General features: G+C 46.0%; 19 protein-coding genes. 9 read left to right on the top strand and 10 right to left on the bottom strand.

The genetic code is table 11. The annotated features are described in order from the left end of the window. Nucleotides 1-27 precede the first annotated feature (27 nt). Entirely contained in the window at nt 28-1,095 is a 1,068-nt protein-coding gene (gene rfbB / locus HQ39_RS04210; RefSeq protein ID WP_036864046.1) for a dTDP-glucose 4,6-dehydratase, read from the top strand. A gap of 299 nt (nt 1,096-1,394) precedes the next feature. Here rfbB and HQ39_RS04205 read toward each other — a convergent pair whose 3' ends face one another. Both HQ39_RS04205 and HQ39_RS04200 read right to left on the bottom strand, forming a co-directional pair. Further along, a complete protein-coding gene (locus HQ39_RS04205) occupies nt 1,395-2,399 on the bottom strand; it encodes a CPBP family intramembrane glutamic endopeptidase (RefSeq protein WP_036864044.1) in 1,005 nt (334 codons plus the stop codon). Further along, entirely contained in the window at nt 2,359-5,358 is a 3,000-nt protein-coding gene (locus HQ39_RS04200; RefSeq protein WP_036864041.1) for a putative LPS assembly protein LptD, read from the bottom strand. The genes HQ39_RS04205 and HQ39_RS04200 overlap by 41 nt, the downstream gene beginning before the upstream one ends. A 209-nt stretch (nt 5,359-5,567) precedes the next feature. On the opposite strand from HQ39_RS04200, the gene HQ39_RS04195 reads away from it, so the two are divergent. The 8 genes from HQ39_RS04195 (at nt 5,568) to HQ39_RS04160 (ending at nt 12,516) form a co-directional block, all read left to right on the top strand. Next, nucleotides 5,568-6,119: a Fe-S-containing hydro-lyase gene (locus tag HQ39_RS04195; RefSeq protein ID WP_036791563.1), complete on the top strand. Its 552-nt coding sequence runs from the start codon at nt 5,568-5,570 to the stop codon at nt 6,117-6,119. An 884-nt stretch (nt 6,120-7,003) separates the two neighbouring features. Further along, the gene (locus HQ39_RS04190; protein ID WP_036791565.1) at nt 7,004-7,243 is read left to right on the top strand and encodes a DUF4492 domain-containing protein; all 240 of its coding nucleotides are present in this window, start codon (nt 7,004-7,006) and stop codon (nt 7,241-7,243) included. Between the two features lie 54 nt (nt 7,244-7,297). Next, the gene (locus tag HQ39_RS04185; RefSeq protein WP_036864038.1) at nt 7,298-8,860 is read left to right on the top strand and encodes a cytochrome ubiquinol oxidase subunit I; all 1,563 of its coding nucleotides are present in this window, start codon (nt 7,298-7,300) and stop codon (nt 8,858-8,860) included. Between the two features lie 33 nt (nt 8,861-8,893). Further along, nucleotides 8,894-10,048: a cytochrome d ubiquinol oxidase subunit II gene (locus HQ39_RS04180; RefSeq protein ID WP_036864035.1), complete on the top strand. Its 1,155-nt coding sequence runs from the start codon at nt 8,894-8,896 to the stop codon at nt 10,046-10,048. Nucleotides 10,049-10,138: 90 nt separating this feature from the next. After that, complete coding sequence (locus tag HQ39_RS04175) at nt 10,139-11,077, top strand: CsgG/HfaB family protein (protein ID WP_036864033.1); 939 nt, start codon at nt 10,139-10,141, stop codon at nt 11,075-11,077. A gap of 9 nt (nt 11,078-11,086) precedes the next feature. Next, a complete protein-coding gene (locus tag HQ39_RS04170; RefSeq protein ID WP_152565498.1) occupies nt 11,087-11,443 on the top strand; it encodes a hypothetical protein in 357 nt (118 codons plus the stop codon). Between the two features lie 15 nt (nt 11,444-11,458). Next, nucleotides 11,459-11,824: a DUF4810 domain-containing protein gene (locus HQ39_RS04165; RefSeq protein ID WP_052079432.1), complete on the top strand. Its 366-nt coding sequence runs from the start codon at nt 11,459-11,461 to the stop codon at nt 11,822-11,824. Further along, nucleotides 11,821-12,516: a GNA1162 family protein gene (locus HQ39_RS04160; RefSeq protein ID WP_052079431.1), complete on the top strand. Its 696-nt coding sequence runs from the start codon at nt 11,821-11,823 to the stop codon at nt 12,514-12,516. Before HQ39_RS04165 ends, HQ39_RS04160 begins: the two co-directional genes overlap by 4 nt. A gap of 438 nt (nt 12,517-12,954) precedes the next feature. Here HQ39_RS04160 and tsf read toward each other — a convergent pair whose 3' ends face one another. The 8 genes from tsf to lpxA form a co-directional block, all read right to left on the bottom strand. After that, nucleotides 12,955-13,779, bottom strand: coding sequence for a translation elongation factor Ts (gene tsf, locus HQ39_RS04155; protein WP_036791581.1), 825 nt, complete (start codon nt 13,777-13,779; stop codon nt 12,955-12,957). A 188-nt stretch (nt 13,780-13,967) separates the two neighbouring features. Beyond that, a complete protein-coding gene (gene rpsB / locus HQ39_RS04150; protein ID WP_036792721.1) occupies nt 13,968-14,816 on the bottom strand; it encodes a 30S ribosomal protein S2 in 849 nt (282 codons plus the stop codon). A 158-nt stretch (nt 14,817-14,974) separates the two neighbouring features. Beyond that, nucleotides 14,975-15,361, bottom strand: a complete 387-nt coding sequence (gene rpsI / locus HQ39_RS04145; protein ID WP_036791584.1) for a 30S ribosomal protein S9 — start codon at nt 15,359-15,361, stop codon at nt 14,975-14,977. Nucleotides 15,362-15,363: 2 nt separating this feature from the next. Beyond that, nucleotides 15,364-15,819 (bottom strand): 50S ribosomal protein L13, encoded by a 456-nt coding sequence (gene rplM, locus HQ39_RS04140; protein WP_036864027.1) that lies wholly within the window; start codon nt 15,817-15,819, stop codon nt 15,364-15,366. A gap of 794 nt (nt 15,820-16,613) precedes the next feature. Continuing rightward, complete coding sequence (gene yihA / locus HQ39_RS04135) at nt 16,614-17,222, bottom strand: ribosome biogenesis GTP-binding protein YihA/YsxC (RefSeq protein WP_036864025.1); 609 nt, start codon at nt 17,220-17,222, stop codon at nt 16,614-16,616. 19 nt (nt 17,223-17,241) lie between these two features. Then, nucleotides 17,242-18,156, bottom strand: a complete 915-nt coding sequence (gene miaA, locus HQ39_RS04130) for a tRNA (adenosine(37)-N6)-dimethylallyltransferase MiaA (RefSeq protein ID WP_036864510.1) — start codon at nt 18,154-18,156, stop codon at nt 17,242-17,244. 7 nt (nt 18,157-18,163) lie between these two features. Then, on the bottom strand, nt 18,164-18,739 hold the full coding sequence (locus HQ39_RS04125) for an IS1096 element passenger TnpR family protein (RefSeq protein WP_036845692.1): 576 nt from the start codon (nt 18,737-18,739) through the stop codon (nt 18,164-18,166). Nucleotides 18,740-18,776: 37 nt separating this feature from the next. Next, nucleotides 18,777-19,568 (bottom strand): acyl-ACP--UDP-N-acetylglucosamine O-acyltransferase, encoded by a 792-nt coding sequence (gene lpxA / locus HQ39_RS04120; protein WP_036791595.1) that lies wholly within the window; start codon nt 19,566-19,568, stop codon nt 18,777-18,779.

Below are 19,568 nucleotides of genomic sequence, written 5' to 3'. Positions count from 1 at the left end.
TGCAAAGATAATGCTTAACTTTGGAATATGGACAAGAAGACTATTCTCCTTACGGGTGGAGCCGGATTTATCGGATCCAATTTTCTGCACTACATGATACCCAAATATCCGGAGTATCATTTTGTATGTTTGGATCTTCTCACCTATGCAGGAAATTTACAGAACATAGAGCCGCTGTTGCAGCAGCCCAATCTCACTTTCGTACATGGAAGTATAGAGGATGCTTCGCTGCTTGACAGCTTGTTTGACCGGTACGGCATCACTCATGTGGTGAATATGGCTGCCGAAAGCCATGTGGACAGAAGTATTCATGACCCGTTGGCATTCGTCCGGACAAATGTTCTGGGAACGGTAACACTTCTGAATGCCGCTCGTAAAGCGTGGAAAGATATTAAGGATGCTTCCCGTCTCTTTCTGCACGTCTCCACAGATGAGGTTTACGGCTCGCTGTTGCCGTCGGATCCTGCTTTTTCGGAGGAGAACAGGTATGAGCCTCACTCTCCTTACTCTGCCAGCAAAGCCTCTTCCGACCATTTCGTCCGTGCTTATGCAGACACTTATGGTCTGCCTGTGGCAATATCCAATTGCAGTAACAACTACGGACCATACCAGTTTCCGGAGAAGCTTATCCCCCTTGTGATCAAGAACATTGTCGAGCAGAAGAAGATCCCTGTCTATGGTGACGGACAGCAGATAAGGGATTGGCTCTTTGTGGTGGATCACGTCAAGGCATTGGACTTGATACTGCACAGCGCAAAGCCCGGAAGTACATACAACATCGGCGGAGGGAATGAAAAGACCAACATAGAGCTGGTTCGGCTTCTTGTTGCTCTGGTCGATCGTAAGCTCGGAAGAGCAGAGGGTGAGTCGCTCGGCTTGATTACTCACGTCCCCGACAGGTTGGGGCACGATACCAGATATGCAATAGACTCCTCAAAGCTGCAAAGAGAGCTGGGGTGGAGTGCTTCCGTCTCTTTCGAGGAAGCCATCGCCTACACGGTGGAGTGGTATCTGGAGCAGACGGAATGGCTACGCAACATAACATCCGGAGAGTATCAGAACTATATCCGACGAATGTACGGAGATCACATATAGTAGGTGGGCGAACCTTCGCACGCAATACAACAAAGGGGTGTACCAAGTCCGAGACTCGGTACACCCCTTTGGTATATAAAAAAGCCACGCCGGAGGATAACGTAAAAACTCCGAAAGATAGGATTTGAGGGCAGTAAACGCTTTGTAATCCGCTGTTATCATTGCAAGCAATGCCCGAAGGTGCGGCCCGCCATTACGATATACTGCTTATCTCGGAATTTGTAATAATTGATGAGTTTCCCGATCGCCCGACGTAGCTTATATTTTACCCCTAAGGGTTTATCTATGACCTCTTTGTACTACAAAATTACTTTTTCTTTCCCGGAAATGCAAGAATCATGCGATATTCTTTGCATTCGCTTGATCACTCGGTATAGAGGGAACATCAATATTATAGCCGCCACGACCAGTAGAGAGTAGTAGAGGAGAGGCTGTTCCGGTAGAGGTGAGAAGTCGAAATCTTCCGGTAAAGTATAGAGAGCCATCCATGCGATAAAGTTATTGATGGCATGCACCAGAATGGCAAGGCGCAGAGAACCATACACAGCCGTATAGCCTGCAACGGCTCCGAGTAATATACGAGAGAGGAAACCTACATATTCGAGATGCCCGATGCTGAAAATGACAGCCGTAACCCAGACAGCCATGTGTACTCTTCCGCTCTTTTTATATAAGTAACCCTGCAATATCCCTCTGAAGAAGAACTCTTCTCCCACTGCTGCCAGTACTACAATGAGTACAAAAAACATAATATGATCCACGGCAAAAGGGCTCTTCTTGGCCGCTGATGCCATTTCGGAGATCAGCTTATTCGGCTCCGATAAAAACTCTTGTATGGCTTTAAGCGATTCGGGAATAGGGATCTTCTCTATCGTTTGAGCCAGAAGAGTGGATATAATAATCGTTAAGGCTATGGCGGCGATTACTATCCCAAGCATCCCCTTTTTCTGTTCATGCTTGGCGGTGAATATCTTATTGCCATAGCCTTTAAGGTGAAGATAGTTCAGGGCAATTGCGGGCAAAAGGAAAGAACCGATAGCTACAATGATATTGTCCAATAGGGTTGAGGTTATACTCGCCATGAGTATAAAATCCAGCCCGACTATGAGTGGAGCAGCGAGGAAAGTAAGTATCAGATAAACTCCTACAAGTGTAACCAATGCCACCCATACGGGTGCAAGGTTTTTGGTTTTCGGGTAAGGAGTGGGAGGATAAATGGTATAAAGATGTTCTTCTTGCTGAATAGGAAGTTGTTCATCCGGGTTAATACCAGGATTCTGCGGTGTTGAATTTTGGGGTGTCACTCTGTTTATATTTTAGATCTTGTAATAGACTTGATTTTACTTGAATGGTAAAGTTGTACGATTTATACGGCCCTATCGGAATGAAACTTGCTGTAAGCGACCAACAGTGAAGGTCTCTCGTGATGTTGCAAGACATGTTGGTGATCTTCTTCAACTCGAAATTGTAGTTTGCCGAGAAGTTGAAGTTCCAGTTCTTGGTCGGGTTAAACTGTCCGTTAAGCGAGAGGTCGTGCCGGAGCTGATACTTAAACTCTTTGATCCGAGTGTCGAACTCGTTGCTGTAACCGAGGCTGATGGAGTAGTTGAAGCCGAGATTCCACTTCATATCACTCTTCAGATAGCCGTTGGAATCGTATTCACCCAGATCATTGGAGCGTGATCGCTTGAGAGAACCATCCTGTTCCTGACCTCGACCCATACCCGATCCCATGCTGTCCATACCGCTTTCACGGGAGCTCGAACTGCCGCTCTCTCCCTTTTTATCTCCGTCATCTTTGTCCTTTTTCTTGCCCGAGAAGAAGTCGGCAATACTTTTGAACGTATCCTGATTCAGGTTGTAAGAGAACGAAGTACTGGTTCCCCTGAAACGCCCAAAGCCTTTACCATTGAGGATACGTAGCTTATTCGTCTTGTACGGACGGATATTATCTCCATTCTTTTCATAGTCGTAGAGATAAGTCTCAAAGCTACCACCGAGACGGAGAGCTATGGTATTTGTAAACCTTAAAGCTATTGAGGCATTGATGTCGCTCCAGTTTAGCGAATCCGCTGCCATATTATAACTTATTCCGGTAGACAGGTTATCTATGATGCTTCGTTTATAGAAAGAGGTGGAGTCTTTGCTGTCTCGCAGTTTCGCTTCAATATTTTGAGAGAGATTGAAACTTATGCCTCCGAACTTTCCTCTATTGGGAACACCCTGTCCTTCAAATGGCGAATAAAACTCCTCCATCTGCTTACCATCCGGAGTCTGATAGCGTATAGGTTTCCAAAATCCAAAGAACGGATCTCCGAAATCCGGGTGCCAGGAGAAAGAGATAGAGGGTTCGAGCCTGTGCCGTATCATATCCAGCTTTTTGCCCAAGAACGGAAGAGGCTTCCAAAATCCGTATATCGTTGTGGAGGCGGATATCGAAGTGTTGAAGTCGTAAACACGATTGAACCCGTAGGTTGTATCGGATACCACGACACGTTGTTTAGCCGGATCGAATGCTTTTTCTATCCTTCTTGTAAACCAACGCTCCTTATAGCTGAAGGAGGGACTGATCTTAATGTAATCGAACAAGTCGAATGATGCACTTATCGGAATGGAATGCTCGAAGCTGTTGTTCCAATCCTTCACCAGGCTGGACTGGAACAGCTTATTCTCCTTCGTGGTGATCGAGTTGCGTATGCGACCATCGTAAGAGAGCTGAATCTTTTCGTACCAACGTTCTTTCCCTATCGGCTTTTTGCGCTTGAACGGATAGATGCGGCTCATACTTATGGATATGTTGGGCAGTGTAAGCGATATGGTACTGTCCTGCGAGCGTTGAGCAATATCCATAGACCCGCTTATGGTGATGGGACTATTGGGAAAACGTTGCGTGAAACTGATACTGGAGCTTTTCGTATTCTCTCCCATTCTTGCCTGATTATACAGCGCATCCAGATTGTTATGGTTATAGGTGGAGGTCGAGAAGTTGACGTTTGCACTCAGTGTACGGTATGGATTCGCTTTGGCATCCTGTCTGTGCTGCCAAGATATACGGAAGTTGTTGATCTTGTTATAGTCTCCTGAGAGCTTGTCTCCACGTACAGTATTGAGATAGCTGGCGTCGAAGCTGCCGGAGTATCTGTATCGCTTGGCGTAGTTGGACTGTGCATTCACCGCCCAAGAGCCTAACGAGTAGATGTCTCCCGTTACTTGGAGATCCACGTAATCGTTGATAGCCCAGTAGTATCCCCCGTTTCGCATATAGAATCCAAGCTCTGAGTCTTCTCCCGGAGAGGGCATGATGATACCGCTTGCATACGATTTGGAGAACGGGAAGAACCCGAACGGAAGAAACAGCGGAAGCGGAACGTCTGCGATGACAAGGTACAACGGTCCGGAGATGAGGTTCTTCTGAGGTCTCACTTTAGAGTTTGTGATGGAGACGTAGAAGTGAGGATGGTCATGATTGTCGCAGGTTGTGTACTCTGCTCCCTGCATGAACATACTGCCGTCTTCCCGCTTCTTAGTTTTCTTTGCGATGATGAAGCCTTCGCCTTGTTGGGTTACGATGTCTGTCGTGTACCCTTTTTTGCTACGGAAGTTGTAGTTCATCGTCTTGGCTTCATAGTTCTGTTCGCCGTCTTTGAACTTAGGATAGTTGATCTCCGTATTGGCTTTCACCGAATCTGGAACATCTCTGTACGTAGCATAGACCGAGGCACTGTCCATGAGCATACGGATATAGTCTCCGGTAAGCTCTTGTTCGGTGTATTTCACCTGCGCGTTACCGTACAGACGAGCCATGTTCTTTTTAGGAAATACTATCGTGGAGTCCGATGCCTCAAACTCTATCGGAGCCGTGAATGTCTCTTCGGACTGCTCGGTGGTATCGGATGGAGCACTCTGCGGACGAGGTCCTCTCTTCTTTCGGGTAGAGACAGCTTTCCCGGCTGCAACGCTATCTTTTTTCTCTTTCGCCGATGATCCCGTGCTGTCTTTCGCCACGGTTTCTTTCAGAAGGCTGTCTTTCGGAGCGGTCTGCCGTGCAGAGGAGTCGCCTTCTATGGCTTTGACGGGCAGAGAGTCCGCTTTGCGAGCCGTGATCTTTGCCATTGTGTCCTCCTGCTTTACACTATCTTCCCAGCGATAGGATGTATAAGGCCTGCCCTCTTTTCCCTTTGCTCCTCTTGCCGGAATGGAGAGAAGCGTAAGAGCGAGGACTATACAACCTACCAAGATGATATATGGTGTGCCTTTGTTCATGGGTAACCTTGTGCTGCCGTATAAAGATGCAACCACAAAAGTAGGAAAAAAAAGTGTCTCCTCCTACGGTTATCCTCTGAGGGATAAATTGTACCTTTGTTCCTGCGATAAGACATTGGGTGCGAGATATCGTGAGATAGCTCCGGGGCGCAATGGGTTATATATGGAAACCAAAGGGTGTACGACGCACCCGGCAATATATCAAAGCGATGAAGAAGATTATAGAACCTCCGTTTACGGACGCTCTTCTGGCATCCCTGAAAGCAGGAGAGATGTACTACATTACAGGGACTATTTACACGGCACGCGATGCTGCTCATCAGCGTTTATGCGAGATGATAGAGCGGGGAGAAGATATGCCGTTCGACTTTAACGGGCAAGCCGTCTACTATGCAGGTCCATGTCCTGCCAAACCGGGGCAGCCGATCGGTTCGGTAGGCCCTACCACCGGCGGACGTATGGATGCTTACTCTCCACTCCTGATCTCCAAAGGTCTCAAGGTGATGATAGGCAAAGGATCTCGTCATCACTCTGTGGTGGATGCCATGAAGAAGCATACCGGTGTCTATTTCGCTGCAATAGGCGGTGCGGCTGCACTGATGGGAAAGAGTGTAAAGAGTGCCAAAGTGATTGCCTTTGAAGATCTCGGACCGGAAGCCATTAGAGAACTTTACGTGGAAGAGCTTCCCGTGATAGTGGCAATAGACTCTCGTGGCAACAACAGCTACGAGCAGGGAATGGCAGAATATGCACAAGAGTAACCCTACGAGCCGAAAGATTTAAGGCAATACGGATCCCCGAAAAGTGAGTGTGATTTCTCCTTTTCGGGGATCTTATTTTTATATATTCCATCCCGAAAAATGCTCACTTTTTTCTCGCTCTCTATTTTGCTCGGAAGGGGTGTTTTCAGAGCGCGACCGAACTGTTAAATTCGGGCTGTTTTATTAACACCATTTTCGATGCAGGTTTACTCAAAACGATAAAGCAGTATATTTTGTCGGCTTAAAGTATTCAACGAAATCGGTAAACGTATTTACCGATTTCATTGAATACGTTTACCGGATTCAATTAAAGTGTTTAGGATTTTTAGCTAATCCGTTGTTTGTAAATGGTTTAGCTTTTTTTTGCCCCTTTTCGGGGCTGTTTGAGGGGGATTTTGTCGTTAAGAATTGTTTGCATGAGAGGGGCGATATTTTCAGCTATATTAACTCGAAAAACGGCTCTGAAACCGATCGAGAGGAGAGTTGTGCCCGAAAACGAGATTTTTATATCCTTCTGATTGTTAGTGTGTTGCTCTTTTCTCTTGTCGGGATGGCTTGAAAACGGATTTGACTAGCGGCATCATCCGGCAACTTTCCCGGACTCCATTTTTATATAAAACATCCCATCCCTACTCCCATCCTTTTTGCCGGAAAAAGGAGTAGATTCGGAGAGAAAATATGGTGGTCTGGGTGTGCCGAAAAAAGCATTTTTGCCTTTAACCATTGGGGCTGAAATAGAGAGTGGCAACAACTAAAGCATCCGATGGCAGGGATGGAAGGTCAAATAATAGCGAAAAAGCAGAATATCAGGGCACTAATATTTGGAGGAATGGTGGAGTATTTATAAATTAGCACTTGTGTTCTAACAATAGCTTAAACAAAGAATGAAAAAAGAGAGAGAGGCAAAGCAAAGAAATATTTTCACTCGTGTGTATCGGTTTTATGTGGATGGGTTCCGAAACATGACCTTAGGCAAGACCCTGTGGATGATTATCGGAATCAAGCTGTTCATCATGTTTTTTGTGCTTAAACTGTTTTTCTTCCCCAATTATCTATCCGGAAAAGCAGAGACTCCTGAGGAAAAAGCCAAGTTTGTAACCGAAGAGGTTATCAACAGACGGTGATGATGACACGGAATCAGAAGGACTAATAGTAATCAACTTAATATATTTTAATTTATGGAAATGATAGACACATCATTGATAGACTGGTCAAGGGCTCAGTTTGCTCTTACTGCCATTTATCACTGGTTGTTTGTTCCGCTCACTTTGGGTATGGGTGTTGTCATGGCTATTGCCGAGACGAAGTATTACAGAAGCGGAGACAACTTTTGGAAAGAAACCGCCAAGTTTTGGCAAAAGATCTTTGGTATAAACTTTGCCATCGGGGTCGCTACGGGGCTTATTCTGGAATTTCAGTTCGGTACAAACTGGAGCAACTATTCTTGGCTCGTAGGAGACATTTTCGGAGCGCCTTTGGCTATTGAAGGTATCTTTGCTTTCTTCATGGAAGCTACCTTTATTGCCGTTATGTTCTTCGGTTGGGACAAGGTCTCCAAGCGGTTTCACCTCGCTTCCACATGGCTTACCATCATAGGAGCAACGCTCTCCGCCTACTGGATTTTGGTGGCTAATGCCTGGATGCAATACCCTGTGGGGATGCACTTCAACCCCGATACTTTCCGCAATGAGATGCTCGACTTCTGGGCTGTGGCACTTTCGCCTGTTGCAGTGTTCAAGTTCTTGCACACCGTTATATCTTCTTGGATATTGGGTGCTATCGTTGTAGTGGGTATTTCGGGCTGGTATCTTCTTCGCAAGCGTCAGCAACGTTTTGCGATAGAGAGCATCCGCATCGCTTCGTGGTTCGGTTCATTGGCTGTGATTCTTACCATCATCACCGGTCATACATCCGCTGTTCAGGTCGGAACATACCAGCCGATGAAGTTGGCAGCCATGGAAAACTACTATGAAGGTCGTACCGAAGCGCCTCTCAGTGCCGTTGGAATCGTAAATCCGAACAAGAAAGCTTATAACGATAATGTGGATCCGTTCCTTTTCAATATAGAGATACCTTACGGACTCTCCATTCTCGGTACACATACTGCTTCCGGCTACGTTCCGGGCATTAAGGATATTATAGAAGGATATACCTCCAACACCGGAGAGGTGATCCCGTCCGCGGCAGAACGTATAGAGAGAGGCAAGATGGCTATCACCGCTTTGGCTCACTACAAAGAGGCAAAAGCAAAGCGTGATGATGCCGCTGCGGCAGAGCATAGAGCTGTTTTGGAAGAGAACTTCAAGCATTTCGGATATGGCTATTTCGACTCTCCGAGTGAGCTTATCCCTCACGTTCCATTGTTGTATTACAGCTTCCGTGTGATGGTAACACTCGGATTTGTGTTCCTGTTGCTGTTTGCATTCTCTTTGTGGATGATTCGGAAGAATCGTTTGCAGCATGTGAAGTGGTACGGATACGCTGCCATAATCTCCGTTCCTTTGGTTTATCTCTGCTCTCAAGCGGGATGGATCGTAGCCGAACTGGGAAGACAGCCTTGGGCGATACAGGATATTTTGCCGGTGAAAGCCGCTGTATCCAAACTCTCTACCACATCTGTTCAGGTTACGTTTACGCTCTTCCTTGTCCTTTTCAGTATCTTGCTCATTGCCGAACTCGGTATCATGTTCAAGGCGATAAAGCAAGGACCAAACTTGGAAGATAAGCAAGAGAACAAGTAAACCCTATCGTATCATTCAGAAAAAAGGACTAATATGGATTCTTATATATTTCTTCAACACTATTGGTGGCTTGTAATCTCGCTTCTTGCAGCACTTCTTGTCTTCCTTATGTTCGTTCAAGGTGGGCAGTCGTTCATATTCACGATAGGCAAAGAACCTATCAACAGACGTATGCTGATTAACTCTGTCGGACGCAAGTGGGAGTTTACATTTACTACGTTGGTAACTTTCGGAGGAGCGTTTTTTGCCTCTTTCCCTCTGTTCTACTCCACAAGTTTTGGTGGTGCGTATTGGGTTTGGAGTCTCATCTTGCTCTGTTTTGTGATTCAGGCGGTATCGTATGAGTATCAGAACAAGCGGGGTAATGTCTGGGGATCTAAGACTTTCCAAATCTTCCTGTTCATCAATGGCATTATGGGTCCGTTGCTTATCGGTACTGCTGTGGGTACATTCTTTACCGGAGCAAACTTTATGGTGGAAAAGGATAATCTCGTTAATATAGGCAATTCGACCATTTCTTACTGGACCAATAGCTTTCACGGCTTAGAGGCGATCTGGAGTACCCCATGGAATATCATCCTTGGTATTGCGGTGCTGTTCCTTTCACGCGTTACGGGATTGCTTTATTTCATCAACAATATCGACGATGACGCTCTCCGTGCTCGTGCTCGCAAGAGCATCTTGCCCAATGCAGTCATCTTCCTTGCCACGTTCCTTGCATTCCTTGCATTCCTTCTTACAACGACAGGATGGGCTGTGGATCCGACGACGGGAGTTGTTGAACCCAAAGAGTATAAGTATCTTCACAACCTGTTGGACATACCTGCCTTGATCGTTGTTCTCCTTATCGGAGTGGTCTTGGTGCTTTACGGCATCGGTCGTTCTGCACTTGATAAGAGCTTCAACAAGGGTATCTGGTATCAGGGAGTGGGTGTGGTGCTGACGGTGCTCGTTCTTTTCTTGCTTGCCGGATGGAACAATACAGCCTATTATCCCTCTTTGGCGGACCCTCAAAGCTCGCTTCATTTGGGCAATAGTTCGTCATCGGAGTTCACTCTGAAAGTGATGGCTTATGTTTCCATAGCGGTTCCTTTTGTCTTTGCGTACATCTTCTACGCATGGAGACAGCTGGACTTCCACAAGATCACAAAGGATGAGATGAAAGACAAAGACGCTCATATCTATTGATGTTGAAACAGTAAACGTTTAAGTTTTTTACCAAGCAGGGAATATGCAGACCGCTGTGTATTCCCGCTTAACTTTTATACCGATAATATCATGAAGAAATTAGTTTTGGGAGCATCACTGATGTTGATCCCCATGTTCGGGAGCAGTATAACGCCTCTTGCCGCACAAGTGCAGGAGACAACCCGTGAAAAGAGTATGGAAAAGCCGGAAAGAAGCCTCAAGTGGAAGGTTGCCATCGGTCGTTTTTCCAACGAAACGCAGTACGGCAAGGGCATCTTCTACAATCGTGAGAACGATCCCATGGCGAAGCAAGCGCTCGACATCCTCAGCACAAAGCTTACGGCTTCCGAAAAGTTCATCTTACTCGAACGCTCCGATATAGACAAAGTGCAGGCGGAGATAGAGAAGGGAAACATCTCTCATAAGATTGGGGCGGACTATCTGATACTTGGTTCCATCACGGAGTTTGGTCGTAAAGTAACCGGTAAAGATGGGGTGTTTTCCAACGAAAAGAGTCAGATCGTGGAGGCAGGCGTAAGTATCAGGATTGTGGACGTCTCCACAGGAATGGTGATCTACTCCGAAGAGGGCAAGGGGTACGCAGAAACCACAGCCAAGACCACGCTCGGATTTGGAGGGAAAGCCGGATACGATGCCACTCTTAGCGACAAGGCAATATCCGGAGCCATAGATCAGTTGGTCGAGAACATCATCAACAAGTGTACCGATAAGCCTTGGAAGACCTATCTCATCAGTGCGGACAACGAAGCCATCGTTATTGCCGGTGGAGCTTCTCAGGGTCTGAAGGTGAACGATAAGTTTGATGTCTATACTCGTGGCAAGAGAGTCAAGAACCCTCAAACGGGTGTGGAGTTTGAGCTTCCGGGCAAGAAGACAGCCGTTATAAAGGTAGAGATGGTGGCAGGAGATACGCCGATGACTGAGTTTGCCATTGTAACCATCGTGGAGGGTGCGTTCGACTTCAACTCTCTCGACAAATATTACGTTCAAGAACAGGATAAAGAGTAAATATCAAAGATGATGAAAAGTATAAGACTTCTTTTTGCCACTCTTTTTGTAGCAGTGGCAGCATTGGGTTTATCGGGTTGCGGCTCTACCTCTTCCATACATGGCGGACGTGCCGATGTGGCATACGTCGTGGTGGCAGCGGCTCAAAACTATGTGGGAGAAATGGTCGCCGTGGAGGTGGATGGCGTTCACGCGGGCAATATCGAGGTTCTCAAAGAGAAGCACGTGGGCAAGAAAAAAGCCGGAATAGCCATCAAGCCCGGAAGACACACGTTGGTGTTGCGCACGCTTTCTTCCGGCAGGGTGATCAAAGAGCTTCAAATCTTTGTTTCAGCCCAAAGCTCCAAGACCGTATTGCTTCCTTAATCTCCGCCGAACGAAATGAAGATAAAGAAAATGCCTGCTCTCATGGCAGGTGTGGCAGGCATGGTGCTTCTGCTATCTTCTTGCGAAGCATCAAGATCCCTTTACAGCTGGTACTCTTATGAGGATGCCTCTTACAGGGCAATGAAGACACGCTCCGAAGAAGATACGAATGCCCTGATCGCAACCTACAAAAAGATCATAGAGAGACAGCTTGGATCTCGTCGGACAGTGCCGCCCGGAATATATGCCGAGTATGCTCTTGTGCTCATTAAGCAGAATAAAGTGGAGGAGGGGATAGAGATGTTTGAAAAAGAGATGGAGCTATACCCGGAGAGCAAGAAGTATATAAGTAGAATCGTAGAACAGTACAAGAAGAGATGAAAAAGCATATAACCCTCTCTCCGAAGCGGATGGCAAGAGCCTCCGCACTGCTCATGATGGCTTGGCTGATGCTCTCCTGCAGCGTTACCACCACTACCAGACGCACCGCTTATCCGAAGATGTACGAAGAGCGACCTGCTTCCATCCTTATCATGCCTCCTATCAACGAGACCAATCATGTGGAAGCAAAGGAGTTTTTCTTCACCTCTCTTGCACAGCCTTTGGCAGAGAGAGGCTACTACGTATTCTCTCCATTTCTCTCCATGGAACTGCTCCAACAGGAGAGTGCAAACGATGCAGAGGTTTTTGTAGAAGGCTCCATGAAACCGTTTCTTGACTTTTTCGGAACGGATGCAGTGCTGTTCACCCGAATAAAAAAGTGGGAGAAGGCGAGTCTTCTATCTCAGATGTATGTGGAGGTGGAGTATATCTTGAAGTCCGCCAAGACGGATGAGATCATCTTCCAAAAGAGTGCCAATGTAACGGTAGACCTTAGCGTCAATTCCGGTAACGGATTGGTGGATCTGCTTGCCGGTGCTATCTCCACAGCCGTAACGGATAAGATCGTCGCTGCCAGAAAGGCAAACCGGTTTATCCTTGCCGATATGCCTTTCGGACGATACTCTCCGGAGTATGGAAAAGATGGTGATATTCCTGCAAGAGAAAAGCATATCACTGCCGTGGTGAGGTAGTAAAATTCATTATAAACAAGATTAACGGGTGTGGCGGATATGGTTTCTGCCACACCCGTTTTCTGTTTAGGAGATCTCTTCTCTGCTCTATGGTCGTAAGATAAGCCGGTACGAAAGTTTCATTAAACCTATTTGGAAACCGATTTATACAGTGCAAGAAGTTTTGGTAAACCTTTTCACTGCTATAAATCGGGGTTTGGTTCTTGAATTTCAAGGCTTGATTTGTGGCAGTCAGCCCTTGATTTGTCCCGATCAAACCTTGGTTCCCAATTTTATACACGTTTAACACAAGAAGTAAAGCTGTATAACATAACTTCTAAAGCTGTTCGCATAGAATAGTAAACAAAAAAATCCTCCGCTCGGAAAGAGCAGAGGATTTTTTTGTTTCAGGATCGCAGCAAGAAGTATTGCCACCGATGTTATGATGTCAGACTGTGCTTACTCTACGTTCAAAGTAACGCGCTTGAAGTTTGTTACCGTAAGAGTTGCGCTTTCAGACTTAAGATACTGCTCTACAGTCTGCTTGTTGTCCTTGATATTATCTTGAGAAAGAAGAGTGTTTTCCTTGAAATACTTTTGCAGAGAACCTTCAACGATCTTGTCGATGATGTTTTCCGGCTTGCCGGACTCTATTGCCTTTTCACGAGCAATCTCTTTTTCTGTCTCAACAATCTTAGCAGGAACATCTTCTGCAGTGATACCCACAGGGTTCATTGCAGCTACCTGCATAGCGATGTTGCGTCCAACCTGGTACTCTACCTCTTCGTTGAAACCAACGATGGTAGCCAACATGTTACCCGGGTGGATGTAAGAAGATACGCCGGTAGCTTCTACAAACTCGTAGAAACCGATCTCCATCTTCTCTCCTGTAACACCGATTCTATCTGTTATATGCTCTGCAACGCTTCTACCATCGGTCATAGGAAGAGCAGCGAGTTCTTCCATTGTCTTTGGCTTATTGGTCATAGCGCAGTCGAGTATTGCTTCTGTCAGTTTAATAAACTCTTCGTTCTTAGCCACGAAGTCTGTTTCGCACTTTAGAGCAACGATAGCGGCAAAGCCTTTTTCTGTTTTAGAAAGAACGCAACCTTCCGATGCTTCTCTGTCCGAACGTTTTGCTGCCACAGCCTGACCTTTCTTTCTGATGATTTCCATCGCTTTGTCGAAGTCGTTGTTGGCTTCTTCGAGTGCCTTCTTACAGTCCATCATACCTGCACCGCTCATTTTGCGGAGCTTGGCGATATCTGCCATTGTAACTGCCATTGTCTCTTTATTATTAAGGGTTATACGTTTAAGTTTTTGTTGCGTAAGAGCATAGGGGAAGCTCTTAGCGTTATTTGAAAAAGATAGACGTACCTTTCTGTTGCTCGGTTGGCGGTAGAAAAGGTACGTCTATCATAAAGATTATTTAGTGTCTAAGTCTTGCAGCTTTGCTGCGAAAGGGTCTGAAATTACTCTTCGTCGTTGTTCTTAGCGTACTTATCTACCAAGCGAGCGTTAAGTGCTTCGCTATCTTCTTGTTTTGTGCGCTCTCTACGAGCTCCGCTACGAGTGCGTCTTTCTCTTTTTACCGGAGTTGCTTCTTCTTCGTTTTTCTCGTCTGCCTTTTCGATCTTACGCTCAAGACTTCCTTCCTTGATAGCCTCGCAAACTGCATTGAGGATAACACTGATAGAGTCTTTAGCATCGTCATTCGCAGGGATTACGTAGTCGATGTTTCCGGGGTTGGAGTTAGTATCCACGATTGCAAATACAGGAATACCCAAGCGTTGAGCTTCACGTATGGCAATGTGCTCTTTAAGAACGTCTATTACAAATAGAGCGGAAGGAAGACGTCTCATGTTTGAGATAGAACCCAAAGTGCGTTCCAACTTTGCGCGTTGTCTTTCCACTTGGAGCTTTTCTCTCTTAGAAAGGTTGTCAAAGGTACCGTCCTTTGTCATCTTATCTATAGAGTCCATCTTCTTTACAGCCTTGCGGATAGTAAGGAAGTTGGTAAGCATACCGCCCGGCCATCTTTCCACTACGTATGGCATCTCTACAGACTCAGCGTATTGAGCTACGGTCTCTTTGGCTTGCTTCTTTGTGGCTACAAAAAGGATTGTTTTGCCTTGTGCAGCCATCTTTTTCAAGGCTTCAGCAGCCTCGTCTATTTTGGCAACTGTTTTGTGTAGGTCGATTATATGAATACCGTTGCGCTCCATAAAGATATAGGGCGCCATAGCAGGATTCCACTTTCTTGTGAGGTGTCCGAAGTGCGAACCTGCCTCTAATAGTTGGTCAAATGTTACTCTTGACATTGCGTTTACTTTCTTTTTGTGTTTAACACTTTCAACATGCAAGTAGATTGCCTTTCGGTCGATGTCTTGCAAGTTTAGATACTAAACGGTTGAATAAATAATTTTTGTACTGAATAGTTCGTTCTCCAAGGTTGATATTCGGAAAATGTACCGTAATATTAACGCTTGCTGAACTGGAATTTCTTACGAGCTTTAGGTTGTCCCGGTTTTTTACGTTCTACAGAACGTGGGTCGCGAGTCATGAATCCTTCTGCACGTAGTGCTGGTTTGTCTTCCGGGTTGATCTTCACCAAAGCTCTTGCGATAGCCAGACGGGCTGCTTCGCTTTGACCTTTGAAACCACCACCCTTAAGGTTGATTTTGATGTCGTACTTGTCCAGAGCCTCCAACTTAGCCAATGGCTGCTTTACTACGAATTGTAGTATAGAAGAAGGGAAATAGCGTTCCAGCTCTTTCTTGTTGATAACAATCTTTCCACTGCCTGCTTTTACGTAAACACGTGCCACTGCAGCTTTTCTACGGCCTATAGCATTTATCTGTTCCATAATTACTTAAGAGTGTTGATGTCTATGCTTTTAGGTTGTTGAGCTTGATGAGCATGCTCCTCTCCGCTATACACATAAAGGTTCTTAATAATCTTGTCGCCAAGACGGTTCTTAGGCAACATACCTTTTACTACTTTTCTGAAAAGTCTGTCCGCACCCTTATCCATGAGGCGTTTTGGAGTCGTTAATCTCTGTCCTCCCGGGTATCCGGTGTGTGATAGGTACTCTCTACCTGTCCATTTGTTTCCGGTCAGAACTACTTTGTCTGCATTGATAACGATAACGTTATCACCACAATCAACGTGTGGAGTGAAGTTCGGCTTGTACTTGCCACGCAGTAGCTTTGCTACCTTAGAGCATAGTCTTCCGAGAGATTGGCCTGTTGCATCTACAACGACCCACTCTTTTGTCACAGTTGCCTTGTTTGCAGAAATGGTCTTGAAACTTAAAGTATCCACTTTCTATAAACTTTTTTGTTGGTAAATAAAATGTTCGACCTTTGCTCTCTTGCCATCGAGCGGACACACTCATTGTGCAAATCTGCTCCGGTCTAACGGTTCATACAAAGAGACCCATAGGGTCCCGGTTGATAATAATCGGCTTGCAAATGTACGACTTTTTTTTCAATTAGCCATACGATCCTGTTCCCCTCCTTTTCTTCCTTTTTCATTCAACCTCCTCTTGCTCATTTTTATATATTCCATCCCGATCGCTTCCCCTCTCGAAATGCTCTCTCTATTTTGATTGAAGGTGGTGTTTTCAGAGGGGTGCCGAATTTGTTAAATCACCCTGTTTTATTAACATTATTTTTGACACATATTCACCCAAAACGCTAAACGAGCATATTGTTTCGACTTAACGTGTTTAATTTTTCAATGAACACGTTTACTGATTTCATTTAATACGTTTACCGGATTCGATTAAAGTGTTTAGTCGAAATCATCAAAACGCTAAATGTCAACCGATTACCTGTTTTTACCCTAAAAAGCACCTGAAAAGGAAGATTTCTTTATTAGGAAACGTTTACAGGTTTGGGTGCTAAAATTTACACCAATTAACGCGAAAAACGCCCATGAAACGGACTGAGAAAAAATTTTTTCCAAATTCGCGATTTCTCGTATTCGGTTGAGATGTAAAGATTTAGGAGAATAAAGAAATTTTTCCGAGCTGAAACCGGTTCGGAGAAGAGGATTTCGGAGGCATTTTCAGGGAGTCCGTTTTTATATAAAAGTGCGCTCCGAAGCGCCCTTTTTTACCTCTGCTTTATGCTTTGATTGATCTCTTCGATATACTCCAAAAGTTCGTCCGCTCCTCTTAGCTTTTCGCCGGATGTGATGAAGATGGGAGGGAGGTCTTCCCAGCTTTTCAGCAGTTCGTTTTTGTAGTTCTCTATGTTTTGCCGGAGCTTGGTCTCGGAGAGTTTGTCGCTCTTTGTGAAGACGATGGAGAATGGTATGCCATGCTCGCCCATCTGCTCTATGAAAGCGATGTCTATACTCTGCGGTTCGTGACGACAGTCTATGAGGATGAAGAGATTGGTAAGATCTTCCGAGCCTAAGATGTAGCCTTCTATCAGTTTACGAAATCCCTCTCGGATGTTTTTGGGTGTCTTGGCATAGCCGTAGCCCGGAAGGTCTACGATGTAGAAGCTGTCGTTGATGTTGAAATAGTTGAGAAGCTGTGTCTTTCCGGGTTTTTGTGAAGTCTTGGCAAGCCCTTTTCTACCGGTAAGCATGTTGATCAGTGTGGACTTTCCCACATTGGATCTGCCGATGAAAGCGTACTCCGGTCTGCCGTCGCTGTTGGGCGTCTGTGATGGAGCGCTGCAGCTCTTAACAAATTCTGCTGTCGAAATCTTCATATTCTCTCTCTGTTTTCTTTTATACTTCTATTTCGAGCCGGGAAGAGAGGTAACATTTTATCTCCTCCAAGTCTTCCGGAGAAAACCATACTATATCTTCTGCTTTTCTGTACCATGTCAGCTGTTTTCGGGCATAGGTTCGGGTGTTTTTCTTCATCTTTGCCACAGCCTCTTCCAATGTACATATCCCATCGAGATACTCGAATATCTCTTTATACCCGACCGTGTTCAGGGCATTGAGTGTGCGGTAGGGCAAAAGAGCCTTGACCTCGTCTACCAGTCCGTTCCGAACCATTTCGTCCACCCTCCGATTGATTCTGTCGTAGAGTTCTGCCCTGTCCCGGTTGAGCCCTATACGGATGATTCGGAAAGGGCGTTGCTTGGCACTCCGGCGATGAAACGAGGAGAAGGGGAGACCTGTGGTGAGATAGACTTCCAAGGCGTGGAGGATGCGTTTGTAGTTGTTCCGATCCACTTTGGTCAGATACTCCGGATCTGCTTTTTCGAGTTGCTTTAAGGCAAACCCGATACCCTCGTTGTCGTATTGTTCATACAGCTCTCGGCGGATGTCCGGATCTACATCGGGGATCTCGTCTATCCCGAAACAGAGTGCGTCCGTGTACATCATGGAACCTCCGCAAAGGATAGCCACGGGTGTCTGCTTGAAATAAGAGGAGAGCTTCTCCATTGCCAAAGCCTCGAATGCAGAGGCACTGAAATAGTCTGTTACGCTCTTGAACCCGATGAAGTGATGCGGCACGGCTGCCAACTCTTCGGGTGTGGGAGCTGCCGTGCCTATGGTCATCTCTTTGTAGATCTGGCGAGAGTCGGACGAGAATATCTCCACACCGCTCCCCAACCACTTGGCAAGGGCTATGGATAAAGCTGTTTTGCCCACTCCTGTCGGTCCTAAAAGGACGATGAGAGAGGGCAAATATTTATCAGTAGAGCGAGTCTTCATCCAATCCGAAACCGGCTTCGTCCAGCTCGTCAAGTGATGCAAACTCGGTGCCTTCAAAGTCGTCGAACTCATCATTAAAGCCAAACTCATCTTCTCGTGATGCTTTGGCTCCCTTCTTGGTGGGTTCTTCGGCAAGAAGCGCTTCTATATCTTCGCCTTGTCGAGGAGGTTCACCTTCGGAACGTACCACCTTGGGCAGACCTTTTTCTTTCTCGAAGATGATCTCTCTCAGCTCTACAAAGAATGCCCTATTGCCCATCATGTCGAAGACGTACATCAGCTTTTGCTTCTCTTCAGTGAGAAGATCGTCCAGTGTGGTCTTGTCCATGAGGTAGATATCTTCTTCCGGATTCATCCTCAAATCCATGATGTGAACCTCTTTTTCTTTCTGCCACGCATCATCGCAGATGTAGAAGCAGGAGAGTTGGTCTTTTGCGTAGCCGACGCTTTCCTGTATGATGTTGCAGAGATCCGAGAACTTTGCTCCGGCTTCAATCTTTATGTCTCGTCTGAAACCGGGTACCTCGTTGGAAACTATTACAAATCTGTATATCATTGTGTATAACTCTGAAAAATCTCTTGGGAATAAAACATTAGTCCATAGCGCCTCGCACCACTCCTCGTTTGGACTCCTTTATGAAGTAGTATATGGCATCTCTTTCCGGTGTCTCCGGATACTCTTTTTCTATCGCCTCCAGAGCATCGGTGGTATTGAGTCCTTTGCTGTAAATGGTACGGTAGATGTCGTTGATGAGGAAGATCTGATCGTTGGTGAAACCTCTTCTGCGAAGTCCCACAATGTTGATACCGCAGTAGCATATCGGCTCTCGTCCGATGAGTGAGTATGGCGGGATGTCTTTGGTAACTCGGCTTCCTCCCTGGATCATCACATGACATCCGATGCGGACAAACTGATGGACGAGTACACCGCCGCTTATGATGGCATGGTCTGCCACTTCGACCTCTCCCGCAACTTGTGTCGCATTGCCGAGAATGATGTTGTTGCCCAACTCGCAGTCGTGTGCAACGTGTGAGTATGCCATGAGAAGACAGTTGCTGCCCACTTTTGTATAACCTTTGGATGCTGTCCCTCTGTTGATGGTGGCGCATTCCCTGATCACGGTATTGTCTCCAACGTGGGTGAGAGTCTCTTCTCCGACAAACTTCAAATCTTGCGGAATGCCACTGATGACGGCTCCGGGATGTATCTGACAGTTGCTGCCGATCCTTGCACCCCAGCGTACAATAGCGTGCGGATGCAGTACGGTCTTGTCTCCTATCTCTACATTATCTTCTACGATGGCGAATGGGCCTATCTCTACATCCTTTCCAATCTTTGCATTGGGGTGTACCACAGCCAGAGGGCTTATCTTTGGATTGTCCAT

It is taken from the genome of Porphyromonas sp. COT-108 OH2963 (genome assembly GCF_000768895.1).
Lineage (GTDB): Bacteria > Bacteroidota > Bacteroidia > Bacteroidales > Porphyromonadaceae > Porphyromonas_A > Porphyromonas_A canoris.
Note: the sequence above shows the minus strand (reverse complement) of the source record. Positions and strands in the feature narration are given on the sequence as shown.